At 64.8% G+C, this 16,121-nt stretch carries 11 protein-coding genes; 10 read left to right on the forward strand and 1 reads right to left on the reverse strand.

Annotation, left to right across the window (positions count from 1 at the left end; translation table 11 throughout):
- The first annotated feature begins 441 nt into the window (after window positions 1-441).
- The 6 genes from MZTS_RS00935 (at window position 442) to MZTS_RS00960 (ending at window position 9,434) form a co-directional block, all read left to right on the forward strand.
- A complete protein-coding gene (locus MZTS_RS00935) occupies window positions 442-891 on the forward strand; it encodes a hypothetical protein (protein WP_003598411.1) in 450 nt (149 codons plus the stop codon).
- A 207-nt stretch (window positions 892-1,098) separates the two neighbouring features.
- Window positions 1,099-1,926 (forward strand): hypothetical protein, encoded by an 828-nt coding sequence (locus MZTS_RS00940; RefSeq protein ID WP_012605951.1) that lies wholly within the window; start codon window positions 1,099-1,101, stop codon window positions 1,924-1,926.
- Between the two features lie 194 nt (window positions 1,927-2,120).
- Complete coding sequence (locus tag MZTS_RS00945) at window positions 2,121-2,531, forward strand: hypothetical protein (RefSeq protein ID WP_049832672.1); 411 nt, start codon at window positions 2,121-2,123, stop codon at window positions 2,529-2,531.
- A complete protein-coding gene (locus MZTS_RS00950) occupies window positions 2,515-4,050 on the forward strand; it encodes an AAA family ATPase (RefSeq protein ID WP_049832673.1) in 1,536 nt (511 codons plus the stop codon). Before MZTS_RS00945 ends, MZTS_RS00950 begins: the two co-directional genes overlap by 17 nt.
- An 838-nt stretch (window positions 4,051-4,888) precedes the next feature.
- On the forward strand, window positions 4,889-6,883 hold the full coding sequence (locus MZTS_RS00955) for a recombinase family protein (protein ID WP_244413485.1): 1,995 nt from the start codon (window positions 4,889-4,891) through the stop codon (window positions 6,881-6,883).
- A 427-nt stretch (window positions 6,884-7,310) separates the two neighbouring features.
- The gene (locus tag MZTS_RS00960) at window positions 7,311-9,434 is read left to right on the forward strand and encodes a recombinase family protein (RefSeq protein ID WP_056463017.1); all 2,124 of its coding nucleotides are present in this window, start codon (window positions 7,311-7,313) and stop codon (window positions 9,432-9,434) included.
- A 1,499-nt stretch (window positions 9,435-10,933) separates the two neighbouring features.
- Here MZTS_RS00960 and MZTS_RS00970 read toward each other — a convergent pair.
- Window positions 10,934-11,437, reverse strand: coding sequence for a metallophosphoesterase (locus tag MZTS_RS00970; protein ID WP_192280544.1), 504 nt, complete (start codon window positions 11,435-11,437; stop codon window positions 10,934-10,936).
- A gap of 151 nt (window positions 11,438-11,588) precedes the next feature.
- Here MZTS_RS00970 and MZTS_RS00975 point away from each other — a divergent pair, with 151 nt between their 5' ends.
- From MZTS_RS00975 to MZTS_RS00990, 4 genes are all read left to right on the forward strand, one after another.
- On the forward strand, window positions 11,589-11,831 hold the full coding sequence (locus MZTS_RS00975) for a helix-turn-helix domain-containing protein (RefSeq protein ID WP_003598395.1): 243 nt from the start codon (window positions 11,589-11,591) through the stop codon (window positions 11,829-11,831).
- Window positions 11,832-12,704: 873 nt separating this feature from the next.
- The gene (locus tag MZTS_RS00980; protein WP_246481933.1) at window positions 12,705-13,544 is read left to right on the forward strand and encodes a hypothetical protein; all 840 of its coding nucleotides are present in this window, start codon (window positions 12,705-12,707) and stop codon (window positions 13,542-13,544) included.
- The gene (locus MZTS_RS00985; RefSeq protein ID WP_192280550.1) at window positions 13,541-15,592 is read left to right on the forward strand and encodes an AAA family ATPase; all 2,052 of its coding nucleotides are present in this window, start codon (window positions 13,541-13,543) and stop codon (window positions 15,590-15,592) included. Before MZTS_RS00980 ends, MZTS_RS00985 begins: the two co-directional genes overlap by 4 nt.
- Before the next feature lie 137 nt (window positions 15,593-15,729).
- Entirely contained in the window at window positions 15,730-16,092 is a 363-nt protein-coding gene (locus MZTS_RS00990) for a DUF6634 family protein (protein WP_012605958.1), read from the forward strand.
- Window positions 16,093-16,121 lie beyond the last annotated feature (29 nt).

Raw genomic sequence — 16,121 nt, forward strand, 5'->3', positions numbered from 1 at the left:
CCAACTCAGGCCACTAGCACTACTTTGGCAGGTTGATGTCAGGGCGGGTGGCCGAGGACAGCATCACAATGCGGGCAGCGCCACGTCCGAGACCCGCTGATGTGGCCAAGGATGCACGAGCAGCCGATGCGGTGCCGTCGTGTGGTCGCATCGTAGACCGATCCCGATTGACGGGTTTGCATCAGCGTTGTAGTTTCACTTCACACGAACGCTGGACCGGAGCGCGATTCGCGAATGGCGGCTGTTCTGGTAGAATCCGGCTCCGTACCTAGAGCAGCCGGATGCTCGTGGGGCCGCCTCATGCATCAGGCGGCCGTTCGCCGACCATCACTCATGTCGGATCTTCGCGCGTCCCATGGCCGCGAGCCGCTGCGACGCGACGCAACCCCGATCGTCACTTGAGATCGACCGCCGCTTCAGCGGCGGAGGGGAGTGCGTGTCATGGATCAGCCGCCCGCCGTCGAGGAAGGGCCGAAGCGTCGTCCGCCGGCTTCCGACGAAGAATGGCGCCGACTCCGTCTGCGGAGGAAATGCAAGACGCTGGCCCGCAGCTTGGAGGCCGTCCACGCAAGCCGCCCCGACGTCCAGCATTTCGGCTTCCGCGGCTTGTCGAACCTGCCCGCATACTCCGAACACGAGCACGAGGGGCTTGTGCACGCCATGATGCACGGGAGAGGCCGTAGCCTGACCATCCTGACGGCGACGTCCCGGGTCTTCAAGAAGCCGGATCTCGGGCAACGCCTCTTCGATATCAAGAGAGCCGCCAAGGAGCGCGAGCAGCGCGTGATCCCGGCAACCCTCCGCGGCCTGGTGAACGAGCTCCGCCGCCTCTGCGAAGGCCGCTCGCCGGCGCTGCCTGTCTCCGTAGGTTCGAGGCCGCTCCGTCGCTGACTTCGAACCGTTCTCGAAAACGTCGAGGACGCACTCCGACGCGGATCGTGCGGGCGGTCGGAGTTCGGCACGGCTCCTGGCGGAAGACGCTCGTGCTTCGGACCTAGCGCGGCTGGCTTCCGGCAGACCGGTGGCCGCCCGGATTCCGCAGAGCGCCGGCAGTCCGTCGCTGCCGTCCTCGCACCCCGTCGTCGAAGGAGAAGGGACATGACGGACGTCGTCGAACTCAAGCGCAGCCGGGCTGCGTCCTCATCTACAATATCCATGCCGGGGAGCGTCGCGCGGATCGTGCAGGATCTGGTCGGCGGTCGGAGGGAATCCGATGGCGATGCATCGCCGGCGACGCCTTTGCAGATCAGGCTCGACGAACTCGTGGGGCTCGGCGACCGGACGGTGGCTCGGTTGGCGGCTCTCGCCGGTCGCCGCACGCTCACACCAGAGTCGGCCGCGCGGCTCGCGCTGCGCCATGCCCGCGAAATCAATGGCGCAACTCCGCGCCGACAACTCGCCTCGGGCGGCGAAGTGGGGCACCAAGCTTTCGAGTTCACGCTCGCCGGCGACCCGTTCGGACTTTTCGCGTTCCGTCTGCAAGGCGCGAGGACCTGGATCGGATTCGCCCAAGTGGCGTGCATCGACCTACTCCTCGAGGTATGTCCCGCACATCGGGGGCCAGTCTGTCTGCTGCTCGGCCACGCCGCCGAGCGCCGGACCGTCGTCAGCTTCGTGAAGGCCCGGGATTGGCACTGCCGGCTGTCCGGCATGGTCCTCGATCACCGTCGGCGGGCGTGCCAGCACATTCTGGTGCTCGGCGGTCTACCGCCTCGCGGCTCCATCCGTTCTTCGATCCTCTCCGACCTAGAGCAAGCGGTCAGGCGAGGCGGCAACAGCGCCCTGCTGGCGGCGCCCGGAAGGCGTGCGCGCACCGTCAGGGACGAACGCGCAGTAATGCTCGCGCGTGACCTGCTGAAGATGATTGAATTGACCTTCCCCGGCCTGGTCGAGGTCGATAGAACTTCCGGAGCAATGCAATCATGAATTGCAACGATATCGGTCGCCCACCGCGCCGACGCGCCCGCGCGCGAAAGCCATCCGCTCATCCCGAAAACTCCCGCGACACGCTCTGCCGCAGGCTGCTGCACCGGCTCGCCTTCGGCGCACGGGCCCACATCAAGCCAGGGAAGCCCTTCCACATTCGCAGGAGTCCGGGCGCGGAGGCCGCCGGAGGCGGAATGCGCGATCCGGACATGGTCGGCGCGGCCGTCCTCATCGGCAGCGGGCTCGCCGCCGCTCCGGGCCTGCTCGAGCGCATCGATGGCGCAGAGCCCATCGTGATCGTCGAGGTGGCGCAGACGGCGTGGATCGATCCGGTGGCGGCGGCCCTCAAGGTCTGTTTCGGCAGCGGATCGGCCTCGGAGGAGGACAGCGGCGAGGATGACCGCATGGCGCCTATGGCGCGCTCCGGAGCGGTCGTCGTCGCAGCACAGGAAGCGCGCGGCAGGTACGGCGACCACCGCAAAGCACCGACGGCGGCCGCCTTCCGGAAGTACCGGCCGCTGTTCGGCGTCGTCTCCTCGTCCTGCAGGCAACTCCCGGAAGATCTCCTACGCGCGCGAAGAGAGACTGATGCTCGGGATTTTTGACTCCAGGGGTATCGCGCTCGTCGTCGAGCATGTCGCCGGGGCGCGGCCCGGGACGGATCTGTCCGACGAGATCGCACGGGCTGTCGAACCAGCCGACCTTCGGATCGCCCTCCACCGCCTACGTGGAGCGGATGCGTCGATCGAGCGGCTGTCGGCGCTGGTGGCGTCGCGCGGTCGCTCGCGAGCCGCAGACCACTATCCGCGCCTGGAGGATATGGCGGGTTACGGACCGGCCCTCGAGTGGGGCCTCGCCGTGGCAGCGGATCTCGCCGCATACGCGAGGGGGGACCTGCCCTGGTCAGCCTGCGAGCGCGGCGCTCTCCTGGCCGCTGCGCCAGGCTCGGGCAAGACTCTTTTCGCAGGATTGCTTGCACGTCGGGCCGGCGTGCCACTGGTCGCCGGCTCGCTCGCCCAATGGCAATCCGCGGGCGAAGGGCACCTGGGGACGACGCTGAAGTCCATGCGCGTCTTCTTCGAAGACGCTGGAAAGGCTGCCCCGTGCGTCGCTCTGATCGACGAGCTCGACGCGTTCGGAGACCGTCGGACGTTCGCGTACCAGCACCGCGACTACTCCAGCCAGGTGGTCAACGGACTGCTCGAATGCCTCGACGGCAGCTGCACACGGCCCAGCGTTCTCCTGATCGGCGCTTCGAATCTGCCGGACAGGATCGATCCTGCAATCCTGAGGTCCGGCAGGTTCGATCGCCGGATCGACATCCCCCTGCCCTCGTCGTTAGATCTCGCCGCCATCCTACGCCACCATCTCGGGTCGGACCTCGCGACGGAAGACCTCGGACACGCCGCACGGCTCGCGATGGGCGGCACGGGGGCGGACTGCGCCGCATGGGTCCGTCGCGCGCGCGGCCGCGCCCGACGCGCGGGCCGGGACATCGCGATCGGGGATCTGCTCCTGAAGATTGGACAGCCGGCAGGAGAGCGGTCGGACGCGGCCGATCGCAGGATCGCGCTCCACGAGGCCGGGCATGCCGTCGTCGCCCACTGCCTCTCCCACGAGATCCACGAACTTTCGATACCGGGACCGGCCGCACGCATGACCGCCTACGCAAACATCGACCTGCTCGACGCCGGAGGAACGCGCGTCGAGTTCGAGGACATGCTGACGATGCTGTTCGGCGGCAGAGCGGCGGAGACGATCGTTCTCGGACAGCCGTCGGCCGGCGCCGCAGGGGATCTCGCCGTCGCCACCAAGCTTGCGACGAGGATGCATGTCTGCTGGGGATTGGGATCGGGACTGGCCAGCACCGAGACACCGGCCGGAGCGAGTTGGCCGAAGATCCCCTCCCCGATCGAAGCGGAACTGCGTGCAGGCTACGACCGGGCTTGCGCTTTCCTGATGCGTCATCGCGGGCGACTCGAGCAGCTGGCGGATGCCCTCCTCGTCCGGCGGCATCTCGGGATGAACGAAATCGCCTCCATCCTCGCAGATGCCGGCGACCTCGCCTCCGACCGTGTGGACCGCAAGCGAGCCGACCGGAACTCGCCAAGGCGGGGGCAGTGACGGCGATGTCGCGTCCGGACCTGCGATCGGTGCCGCAGGCGGACGGTTCGACCGCGGTGTTCGCGATGCCGAGTGCGGACGCCCCAATCGGACGAAGCGCTTTCCGGTACCGCGAGAGCGCGGGTCCGTTCGCCCGGACCTACCGCCCGAAGCGAACGAAACCCGGGTCTGCGACGAAGATCCGAACAGGCTGGCTCGGGAAGCCGCGACCGGCAGACGCGCTCCCAGCAGGTGGATCGCCGACGATACTGCCCGGGGACCTCCAGCCAGGTCCGTAGTGGCCATCGGGAGACCATTCCATGACGCGAATGCAGCGATCCCCGACGTCCGCGGAAGGCAAGGTGCACCTCGGTGCGTCGCCGACGTCGGAGCCCGTCATCGCCTTCGTTCGCGCGCTCGCCCGGTGGGCGGTCCGAAACGATCTACGCGAACGGGCGAAAAGGGCCTCGGCTTCAAATCGTCGAGCTGGCGGACCTGCCATGATTCGAACCTTGAACCTGGATGAAAGTGATTACAGGTTCAAGGAGTGAAAAGGAATCAACTCTTCCGCCGAAATCGACAGATTTATCAAAATCAAGCCTTCCAATAAAAAATTTAATACTTGAAGCGCTGTCGCTATCATGCGATCGGATCGTCTCTCAACATGAGGCTGATGGTCAGAACATCCACAGCGTGAATGTCGCTCACTCGAAGTGCCGCGTAGATGTCCCGGTCCGAGTTAGAATCAAGTTTTTTTCTATGATTCCGCTCAGACACCGTGCGCTTTCGCTCGCCGGCCGTCGGAAAGCTTCGCTCCATGCCCGAAGACATACTCCCTCGAGAGGGATCTCCTCTCCAATTGTTGATCCGCAATCGGATCGATCGCCGTACCGATCTGCCGGGGCCGACTCAGCAGACTCCGTCGGTCATAGCGTACTATCTACGTAGATCTTCCGCGGATCCCCTCTATTTCAGCATCGCGGCGCAACTGGCGCACTGCAACGCCCACTCCCACTCGCTCGGAGGAGAGTTCGACCAGCAGCGTCTGCTTTTCGTGGACCGCCACCGGTCCGGTGCCACGACGATCGGCCGCGAGGGTATCGCGGCGATGCTCGAAGCCGCCCGCCAAGGCCGGTTCCGGATCCTCGTCGTACGCAGCATCTGCCGGCTTACGCGCAACGCGACGGATGCCGCGCGTCTGCACGAGCAACTGACCGGCTTGGGCGTGTCAATCCACGTGGCCGGCAGAGGACAAGTCCAGCAGTACGAGATCATGCTCCTCGCCCTGTCGGCTCAGCGCGAGCGCCTGCGCATGATGGCTTCGCTGATGGATGGCAAGCGAAGGGCTGCGGTCAGCGGAGAGTTCTTCGGATCCTGGCCGACCTACGGCTATGACCGCATCGACGGCCCCGACTGGCGGAAGAACGTGAACCAGGCGGCGATCCTCGAGCGCTGCTTCAGGGAGGTGGATGCCGGACTCAACCTGCAGGATCTCGCGAAGCTTCTGAACGGCGAATGCATCCCGGCCCGGAATGGCGGAATCTGGAGACCGCGCCACTTCTTCGCGCGCGGCCGGGGTTTGCTCGACAGACCGATCCTGAAAGGAGTGTTCGTCTGGAGTCTCTGGGGTGAGAAGCCGATCACCATTTCGAGACCTGATCTTGCAGTCATATCCGCGGATCTCTTCGACCGCGTCAACGAGCGCTACGGCGTGCCGACGCGGACACAGGAACCCAGGACCAGGGCTCCGTTTCTTCTCGGCCTAGTGCGCTGTGCATGCGGCGACAGGATGCATCTCGCCGAAGACGGGAACGCGATGCACCTCCACTGCCGAACCGCTCAGATTGGCGGAGGATGCGATAGGACGAAGGGCTTCTCCACCAGCATCGTGGCTCGGCAGGTGCTCCATCTGTTCCGACACGAGATACTCGACCCCGACAGCGGACCCGAGCTGGAAGAGGGCCGCCGGATCGAATGGCAGGGGTTGAACGCCACGGTGCAGGCCGAACGCGACCGCGTCTCGGCCCGTATCGAGCAGATCGCGCACGAACTCGACGCCCTGTCGCAGGACGAGGAGGAGATCGATCCCTACGCCGCCGCGGCGTGCTGCGAACTCGAACTCGAGCATCACAAGCTTTCGGAGAGACTGACGCAGCTTGTCGTGCCTCCGTTCGGCGCCTTGGATTGGGAGCGGGTCGACGTCGATCGGGCCCGGATCCTCCGCGTTATGGAGCGCCTGCCCTCGATGTCCCGATCAGGCGAAGACCTTCGCGTGATCGAACTCGTGCGCAGCATTGTCAGCGAGATCGAACTCGACATCCGCGAGGACGGCTACCAGCTCAGGGTGTGGTTCGGCGCGCCCGGTGCTCCGAAGGGCTTCGATGCGGTCGATCGGCTGGCTGGTCGCTGGTGGATGCGCTGGTTCCCGATGCCGCCCAAGGGACCTTTGCGGTATCCCGAGGTTGTGCTCGGGCACCAGAGACGGGCTGAGGCCGGCATGTTCCGCCTCGACGACGGCGACTGGGCGGCGGTCGAGCCAGTCATCCGCAACGCACCGAGACTCGGCCCCCGCGACCGGACGATGGCCGAAGCCATCCTCTTCATCGGGATGACGGGCCTTCCGGCGAAATACTTCCCGGAGCGCTACGAGCCGTGTGCGCCGCTTCTGAAGCATGCGCGCCCCGGAGCGGTGTGGCGCGGCATGTACGAGGTCCTGCACCAGCGGTGTTCGCCGGTCGTGGCGGAGGCCGGGCCCGCCGCCCGCATCCTCCACGAGGATCTGAATTCTCGGGCCCACGCCCATCCGGTGCCTCCTCTCGAGGATCCGAGCCCCTGGTGCAATCCGAAGGCCTGAGAGCGACCGCACCCCGTCAGCTCGACGCAGCCGAAGACGTCTCCGGCTGGCGCTCCGGAACACGATGGAGACCTTCATGAAACGCCCGTCGTGCGCGCCCGCGTCCGCGCGCTTGATCCGGACTCGGAGCCGCTTCGTGCACCGTCCGCGTCGACGCCCGCGGCAGTCCGTCCCGGCCATGTCCAGCGTGAGGTACGAGCGTTTCTCCGACAAGTGTCCGAAGGGGCGCGAACTCGGGCGCCCAGCGGCCCGCTGCCGCGACCTCGTCACCGATCGGTCGGCGCACGCGCCCTGCACCTGACGAAGCTTCGGGACGGCCGGCCTGCAGCAGGACGATCCCTACCCATGCATGCGCAACCCGCTCTGAAGGCCGCGCTCGCGATTCCTGCGGATCCGGTCGCTTATATCGGCACGAAGGCATGATCACATGAACAAACCGATGGATATCTCGAAGATGCCGGCGGAGCTGGCATCCGTCTGCAAATGGATACATCGATTCTCACCACCGACGGAGGCCTCTCCCGACGAGGAGGTGTGCGTGATCTACGCGCGCTACTCCGGCCGGAACCAGAAGGAGGCCTCAATCGAGCGCCAGGACGACTTGGGCAAGGACTACGTCGCGCACATGGGCTATCGCTTGAGGGCGGAATACCTCTTCGCGGACCGGGGCCGCACAGGCGACTCGTTGGACGACCGCACCGCCCTGGAGGAGGTGCGTCGGCTCGCGCGCGAAGGAGCCTTCAAAAGGATCCTGCTGTACGGCTGGTGCCGCCTCTCGCGCCGGCCCGGAGACGCGATGATGCTCTTCGACGAGTTCGAAGCCCTCGGCATCGAGATCCACGTCTGCGCGGGCAACACGACGGGACGCATCAACTACTTCCAGGCTCTGATCCTCAGCATTTTCGCGATGGAGGAGCGCGAGCGCCTGCTGCGCACGACGAACTATGCCGCCTTCGCGGCCGCTGCGAGGGGACGGAACATGGGGGGCATCCCCTATGGCTTCCGCAAGGGCGACAAGCGCGGCGAACTGGTCGTCGAGGAAGAGGAGATGCTGGTGATCATCCGCATCTTCGTCCTCTTCGTCGTGGACGACGTCCATCCGCGCAAGATCGCCTACATCCTCAACAAGGACGGCATCCCCGCTCCCCGGGGCGGCCTCTGGACGAAGGAGGCGATCGCCGGGACGCCCGGAAGGGGTGGCGGCATCCTGCGCAGCCTGAAATGCGTCGGCTACCTAGTATACGGACTAACGACGATCATGCGGACTCCCGGCAGGGCCAAGACGACCCGCACGGTCGGATCTCTGGAGCTGTTGAAGTGCGTGGAGAAGCCTGAACTCGCACGGGTCGACGTGGACCTCTTCAACGAGGCGAACGCCAAGCTGGACGCCATGGGATACTGCCGTGGCGCACAGCAGGAGCGAAGCAGCAAGAGCGTGCTGCTCCTGCACGGCAGATACCATTGCGTCTGCGGGTCGAAGATGAGGCTCGCCACCGCCGTGGGAGCGTCGGGGATCCGGCACCTGCTGTGCAAGGCGGCGTTCGAGAACGGCACCTGCGACCGAGCGCGCAGCACCAGCTCCCATTTCGTCGAAGCCGAGGTTCTGAGGGAGATCCGGGACCGCATTCTTTCAGACGATGCCGTCGAGTTGTTCAATACCACGTACGTCGCGGAGATGCAGAGTGTGCGCGACGAGGTCCTGCGCAGTCGCAAAGGTCGCTCGGCTCGTATCGCCGAGATCGAACGATGGCTCGACAACAGCTTCCTCAAATCCCTCAAGACCGGCCGCACTGACGAGGACACCGGCAGGGTCTGCGAGTCGTTGCAAGCTGAGAGAAGGCGTCTGGACGAGGAACTCGCCGACCTTGTCGTACCCGACGAGGCCATGGAGGTTCCGAACGTCGACGTCCATGCCCTTCGCGGCGCGATGGACCAGTTGATCATGCGTACGCCGCTCAAGAACCCGACCGAAGCGGATCTGAAGCTGGTCTCCGCCCTCCGGAAACTGGTCGGCAAGGTGGTCGTCGACAGGGAACAGGAGCGGGAGGGCTACACCCTCAGGATCGATGCATCGCTGGCGGATCTATCGGGCCGCTCCGGAAAGTCGTCTCCGGGCGCGCCCGGTAAGAACTCGTCGGACGTGGCCGTCCGCACGTTCGTGCGCGACTGCCCAGCTCCCGTGAGAAGCCGTCTCAGGACACCTGAGTTCGTTCGGCACCTCGCAAGTAAGCTGGAAAGCAACGAGTACTGCACGAGCGACGAGGATTGGGCCGCCATCGAGCCTCTCTGGGTGCATTGGAACCATCCGCGAAGACGGCTGATACTCGACGCGACGCTCTTTTTTCTTCGTTCCAGAACCTTAGGCCTGAGGACATTGCCGGCGCCGTTTGACGGAGGCTACGCGATTGAATACGGCGTCAAGCAAATGATCCGAAAGGGTTGCTGGGCATCGGCACTCGTAGCAATGGAACGCATCCAGTCTTCGACGGTGGCGGGTCTCGATACTTCGCGACTGGCTTCGCGGGTGAAGTGTCATGAATGGGTGCCTTGACTGACGATCGAAGCAGCGAATCAAGGCTTCCGGGTGCGTTTTGGTCCGAGCTGGTCGCACATGTGGCGGGTTCAGGCAATACCGGGCAAGTGCAGACCAAGGCTGAGCTCGGACGGATCCAGGATCGCATCGACACCCAGCACACAATTCTTTGGGCAATTATTGCCACCTTGACTGCCTTCAGATAAGTTTGGGCTCCAGGCTTAGTATTTGGCCTTGAAGATTATCTGATATGCTGAGAAATCCATCAAGGCTGCCGATAATGTGGTCTGCCAGTTCTCATTGATGACGGGTATGAGATAGAGCAGCCTAGCCCGATCGTTCTGATCACAAGTTGTCGACGTACAGCATCAACAATGTTCCGCCGGCAAAGAACATGGCTCCGTATGCAAACTCGGACACGAACAAATCTCCCGGTGACATCCTCGAGGTTGCCGTCATGCGCGCCCGCTTAAATTTTCATCTTTGATAAAGTTTTATCTGGATCAGCTCATTGCTTTCGCGCCTATGTTTCAGGATGGGGCGCCACCCGCACGGAGTGATGGGCGTCCACGCGTGTAGCTGGGAGTCGTCGATCGGCATTGGGGTTGAGCCGCTTAGAACTCCGCGCATCGTCCATCCAGACAGTCCCCAGAGCACGCGTCCGCGACGGAGACTTGCTCTGCACCGTATGCAGGATGCTCGGATCTCGCATGTGACACAACGAGCTTCCACCCGCACCCGCAATGCCGTATTGTGATGCCCTCGGTTGCGAAAGTCGTCAGGAACTTCTTCCAAGTGGCTTTTCGCGGAATGCACGCGCCGGCTTCGAGATTGACGATGCTCCTGACGGCGAGACCGACGCGTTCGGCCAGCTGCGGCTGTGTCCACCCAAGGACCGCGCGAGCGCCACGGATTTGTGGGGCGACGCCGTCCGACGCTGCCGTCCGGCGACGGATCTGGGTCACGTCCGGTCTCCCTTCTCCGAAGTCTTGCATTTGCTTAGCAAGCCGCCAGCGGCTGCATCGGCGACTGGCTGGAGCCTAGCGTCGTTCCTTGCCGGAGCTGAGGCCGAACCATACTTCATTCCTTTGATCGGTGCAGGCATGATCTTTGCTGCACGAGAGGGCGGTGCCGCGGAAGCAAACTTCGGGGGCCCGACGGGTTGTTCCAGCCCGCTCCAAACTTCGGACGAAAAGCGATACGGGACGACCGCGGCTGGACGGGCGCTGTCTCGGCAGGGGCTGAGGAACCGATTCGAAGATTCGCGCGCGGCGAGCCTCCGGAACAGCTTCCTCTGCGAAGACCCACCGACGAGTGACCTTCACTTCCAGCGACCACGCAGCATTCGGTTCGACGCGAGAGTACTCCGAGCTCCGGCGTGGCCGGACACGTTCGAGGCTGTCCTCGCTGGGATGCCGAATGAATCAGCGTGTTTGCTGTGCCTGCGTAGGCTCGCTGGTTCGCCGGCCTACAATTCGTGACGTACTCGGAACGGGTGGAAGCGGATCCGGCGGCCGTCACGAGGCCGACGCTTCCATGCGGAGCACAATCCCCTCGATCGATACGGGTTGGAAGTTCCAGCTGTCGACGTCGACCGAGCAGGAACCCGGAACAACCTGACCTGCAGACGATCCATTCAGCGCCCAACTGCCATGCTGCCTGCGATGCCAGACCTGCAGCGGCCAATGGAAGAGAACGATCGTCCGCTCACCGTAGCGGATTTCGGCATAGTCCTGGATCGACGACCACGGCAGGGCCGACGTGTGCTTCCGGTCGTGGCTTCCGCGCACGAGATGCTTGGCTGCACCGCGAAGCCGCCCGAACACCTCCGAGCCGTAGTTGGGGCCGCACCGGTAAGCGAAACCGCCCAGATGCCAGATTTCGTCTCCGGTTCCGACGACGTCGTTCCAACGACCGATCAGAGCTTCGTCCATCTCGGCGATGTCGGAAAATGGACGGCTTCGCAGAGTGAGGATGTTGGCGTGGCCGAAGTGATGACCCGCCGTGAACCAGATGGTCATGGCGGGCCAACCCGGAAATTGGAATGCATCGCGCCCCTCCGCTGCAACCCGGTGGACCGTCGTCCGACAGCGGCGGAAATATTCGGTTTTTCGATATTTCGATAGAGGCTCTAGTGGACCGGCCGGCTTCGGAGCGAACCGACCGGAGAGCATGCCCAGGACAATCCGCTCTCCCAGGCAGGTGCGCCTTGTCGAACTCCTCGTCGAGGCGCGCCGGAAGGCAGGCATCACCCAGACCGATCTCGCGGCACGGCTGGGACTCGTCCAGTCCGTCGTATCGCTCATCGAACGCGGGGGACGGCGCATCGATCTGGTCGAGCTGATGGAATTTGCGGACGCGGTCGGGCTCGATATCCACGGCGTGATTGACGAACTGCGGCAGCTGCCAAGATAGACCTGTTGCACTTGCTGTGCGCCCGAGGCGTCATCTGAGCAGTCTTCCCGCTCCGGTTCCGTCACCCGGAGCTACGCGGTTGCGCCGTACTAGCAGCTGGATCTTGACTAGACTTCCAGCATTGTGCACTTTCCGTGTCTCGGACGATTCGACCGGACCGCAATCTGCGAATGGCGACGATCCGACGAGACCGTTGCTCCGTCTTTCGGAGGACGGGTCCCGGGGATACGACCCGGTACGGCGTTCGGTCGCCGCATTCACTCACGCGCGAGGAACGCGGGCAGTCCGCGCGAACGCGACGCAACCCAATCCGTGATCAGGAGCATCGCCGCCCAGCGGCGGTTGGGAGTGCGCGTCATGATCGACTGCCTAGAGAGATCCCCGCGCCCGGGAGGTGTCAGACTTCCCGATGCAGCGTGCAGACGAATCCGTCTGCGAAACGAGCGGCAGACACTTCAAAGCGATCTTGAGTTCCTTCTCGCCTGCAGGCCAGAGGTGGTCGATTTCCGCTTCGCGGGGATGTCGACGTTTCCCGCGTACGAGGCGCTCGCGGGCGAGGGATTGGTCCACGCGACGGTACGCCATACTCGCGGGCACGCCATTCTGCTCGCTGCGACCTCGCGACTTTTGAAGAAGCCCGATCTGCGCGCACGTCTCTTTGCGATGAGAAAGGCGGCGGAGAAGCGGGGCCGCCGGGTCGTCCTGCTGACTGCGCGAGGGATCAGGAGCCGAACCGCTCGGCTCGCCGTACTCCGATCGCCTCCAGCGACTGCCGCGACGATACTTTCATCGGCCTTGGACGCCTCGGTCTAGCGGCGCGCCGCGGACCGCGACATGGCGCGGCTGCCAGTCTCAATCCGGGAGCTCGGGAACATGCTCGATGGTTGCTCCGTCATCGAATTGAAGACACGACGAAAAATCGCAAAGGGTACGGTCGGCGCTCGGAGCGCCGCACGCATCGCCGCGGATCTCGGACGTGCCGCGGCTGCGAGGCCGCTCTCGGCCGGACCTGAAGTGCCGCTGACGATCCGCCTCGAGGATCTGACGGGCATTTCAGATGCGACGGTTGACCATCTGACCAGGGCTGCTGCCACAGGCCTCCTCACCGTAGAGGCCGCGGCAAGGCTGGCGATCCGTCATGCTCAGGAACTCGGTGGCTCACTGCCGACCACGCGGCCGCGCACGGAGGGGTTGGATCCGAGGGTGATGGTCCACCTGGAAATCACCGGAGACCTGTTCGGCGAATTCGCCCTCCGGATCGGTCCAAGTCGCTCGGGCTTGGTCGTGGCCTTTGCCCCCGTCGAATGCTTCGAACGTCTCGGAAATCTGTTCGGAGCCGACCGCAGCGCGATCTGCATCGTCTCCGGTCGCACCGCCCGGTTTGGGCCGACCGCGGGGGTCTTCTCCGTAGGACGTTGCGTTACTGCGCTGAAGCGCGTGGTGGCCTCGAAGAGGTGGCGGTTCGGAAGATTCGTCCTGCTGATCGGCGGTGGAGTTCCGGACTCGGATCATCGGCGTCGTGCGATGGCGGTGCTGCTCGAGACAGCGATCCGGCATGGAGGCGTTGCGTCGGTGGTTCCCACGCGACGCCGCACCGCGACCTCGGCGTCTCCGGACGCGAGGATCTCGGGCTTGGCCACGGAAGCGCTGCAGTTGATCGAGCTGGCCTTTCCGGGGTTGGTCGCGACGGCGCCCGACGGGCGTTCACCATGACCCCTCAGGGCCGCAAGCAAGCTGCAGCCGTCGGCAGCGGAGCGTCCGCACTCGACGGAACAGGGCGGGAGGCGGTTGCGAGGCGACTGCTGCAACTGCTCGATCCAGATTTCTTCTCCCATTCCGCCCCATCCGGCCCAGGAGATCCGCCGGCCCGGCGAAACGTGCGCGCGGCGGAGCGGGAAGAAATCTCTTCGCCCGACGTCGTAGGTGCGACCGTACTGCTCGGCTTCGAACTCGGCGCGCGAACCGAGTTGCTCGAGCGGATTGAGACCGAGGCTCCGGTGATCGTCGTGACAGTGCCCGGCGCGGATTGGATCGATCCGATGGCGAAGGCAGCAACCGGCTGCTTCGGAGCAAGGGCGTCACGGACACGCGCGCGCCCCCGAGAACATGGCGCGGGACACGATCCGGACTCCGGCCCAGCGGGCGCGGTCGTCGTCGCAGCCCGGGGTGGCCTCGGGCCTCATTCCGGCGGCGGTTGCTCTAAGACTGCGTCCGCCTTCTGGCACCATCAAGCTCTGATCGGGATTGCAACCCCGTCCGGAACCGGCCTCCCGCCCGATCTCCTGCGGGCCTGCGAGGAACGCGTCGCCGTCGGCAACTTCGAGCCCGAGGCCATTGCGCTCGTCGTGGAGCATGTGACCGGTTCCCGGCCTGACCGGCAGATGCCCGGGGACATTGCCGCTGCGGTCGAGCCGACGGACCTGAGGGTCGGCATCCATCGGGCCCGCGGCGCAGACGGCTCGATCGACCGACTCGCCGCCGTGGTCCGCACCAAGCTCGGAGTCCGGGTACGTCAGGCTGGCCCGCGCCTCAGGGATCTCGCCGGCTATGGTGAGGCTGGCGAGTGGGGCATGGCGGCGGCCGCCGATCTCGCGGCCTATGGCCGGGGCGAGTTACTTTGGTCGTGCTGCGAGCCCGGCGTCCTGTTGTTCGGTCCTCCTGGTACGGGCAAGACACTTTTCGCTTCCGCGCTGGCGAACGAAGCGGGCGTGCCATTGCTCACGGGTTCGCTGGCGCAGTGGCAGGCTGCGGGCGAAGCGCATCTCGGCACGACGCTGAAGGCCATGCGCCAGTTCTTCGAAACTGCGATGTGTACGGCACCCTGCATCGCGCTGCTGGACGAACTGGATTCCTTCGGTAACCGACAGCGGTTCCCAGATCACAACCGCAACTACTCGACCCAGGTTGTGAACGGCCTGCTTGAATGCCTGGATGGTGAGGGCCGGCGGCCCGGCGTCGTCCTAGTCGGTACCACGAACAATGCCGATTCGATCGATCCGGCGATCCTGAGGTCCGGCCGCTTCGACCGATCCATCGCCGTGCCGCTGCCGTCGACATCCGATCTCGAGGCGATCCTCCGGCACTACCTTGGTGACAGCATTGCCAACAAACACCTGTCGGAGGCCGCGCGACGTGCTTCGGGCGGTACCGGTGCCGATTGTGCCGCTTGGGCGCGACGAGCCCGTGGTCGTGCACGCCACGCCGGTCGCGCTCTCGAACCTGCCGACCTTCTGCGCGAGATCGATGGATCGTTTTCCAGCGCCGAGACTGAGCAGGACTGGCGCATCGCGATCCACGAGAGCGGACACGCGGTCGTGGCTCATGCGCTTGGCATGAAGACCGAACAGATCGTCCTGCGTTCGCCTGGTCATCGCAATGCAGGCTTCACGTTGTTGCGGATGTCGAGCGAGCTCACACGAAGCGTGGTGCACGACATTCTCGCCGTACACTTGGCCGGGCGCGAAGCGGAGATCCTGGTGTTGGGTGAACCTTCGGTTGGAGCCGGCACAGACCTCGCGTACGCGACGGACATCTGCACCGATATGCACTGTCGCTGGGGGCTCGGGGAACGTATCGCGGTTTGCGATCCGACAATGCACGTTCGGAAGGTTCGGACGTCCGTCGAGCGGGATCTGCGCCGGGCATCGCAGAGAGCGCTGGAGATCCTGTCGCAACATCGAACAAGCCTCGACCGTCTTGCGCGAGCTCTGATGGAGCAACGATCGCTCGATGGAGATGTCGTTGCCGCCATGATCGAGTGATTGGCACATCTCGGCATCGAGCCGTGACATGCAGGTCTGACGATCCCGGCCGTGTAGGCTCGGCCCGGACCGGTCGGAGACGAAGAGATCACAATTTATCGATCCGCGTATCATTTGGACTCCGAGGAACTTGACCGATGTCCATCGTGAACAGGGGCCCCGGACCATTTCCCCACCTTGCACGCGATGCGATGAAGCACTGGGCACTGGCGAGCGATCTAGAGCGGATCGCCCGCGGCGAGCACCCCGGGCCTGAGGACCTACGGGATGCGCCGGTCCTCTTCGAGTGGCGAGTTATCATCGCCCCGATACCGCACCTCGTAGGGGTTGTTCTCGGCCACCCGAAGATCACCGACGGGAGGATGTGCCGGACGAGCGCGCTCATCACGATCAATCCCGATATCGGTTACGCAAGGACCTTTTCCCGGTTCTATCGCCTGGAGGCACGGCCGCCCCCCTGCGGAGCTGCTGGTCTTGATACCGGATCGGCTCTGCACTGAGTGGCCTCCGTCGGAGAGGCCGCCCGGCA

The sequence above is a fragment of the Methylorubrum zatmanii genome (genome assembly GCF_014845115.1).
Lineage (GTDB): Bacteria > Pseudomonadota > Alphaproteobacteria > Rhizobiales > Beijerinckiaceae > Methylobacterium > Methylobacterium zatmanii.

Excerpts from the sequence above, each read along its gene's own strand:
- MZTS_RS00990 (WP_012605958.1), top strand. The coding sequence starts at position 15,730 with ATGTCCATCGTGAACAGGGGCCCCGGACCATTTCCCCACCTTGCACGC.
- MZTS_RS00970 (WP_192280544.1), bottom strand. The coding sequence starts at position 11,437 with ATGACCATCTGGTTCACGGCGGGTCATCACTTCGGCCACGCCAACATC.
- MZTS_RS00980 (WP_246481933.1), top strand. The coding sequence starts at position 12,705 with ATGCTCGATGGTTGCTCCGTCATCGAATTGAAGACACGACGAAAAATC.
- MZTS_RS00950 (WP_049832673.1), top strand. The coding sequence starts at position 2,515 with ATGCTCGGGATTTTTGACTCCAGGGGTATCGCGCTCGTCGTCGAGCAT.
- MZTS_RS00985 (WP_192280550.1), top strand. The coding sequence starts at position 13,541 with ATGACCCCTCAGGGCCGCAAGCAAGCTGCAGCCGTCGGCAGCGGAGCG.
- MZTS_RS00960 (WP_056463017.1), top strand. The coding sequence starts at position 7,311 with ATGAACAAACCGATGGATATCTCGAAGATGCCGGCGGAGCTGGCATCC.
- MZTS_RS00945 (WP_049832672.1), top strand. The coding sequence starts at position 2,121 with ATGCGCGATCCGGACATGGTCGGCGCGGCCGTCCTCATCGGCAGCGGG.
- MZTS_RS00940 (WP_012605951.1), top strand. The coding sequence starts at position 1,099 with ATGACGGACGTCGTCGAACTCAAGCGCAGCCGGGCTGCGTCCTCATCT.
- MZTS_RS00935 (WP_003598411.1), top strand. The coding sequence starts at position 442 with ATGGATCAGCCGCCCGCCGTCGAGGAAGGGCCGAAGCGTCGTCCGCCG.
- MZTS_RS00975 (WP_003598395.1), top strand. The coding sequence starts at position 11,589 with ATGCCCAGGACAATCCGCTCTCCCAGGCAGGTGCGCCTTGTCGAACTC.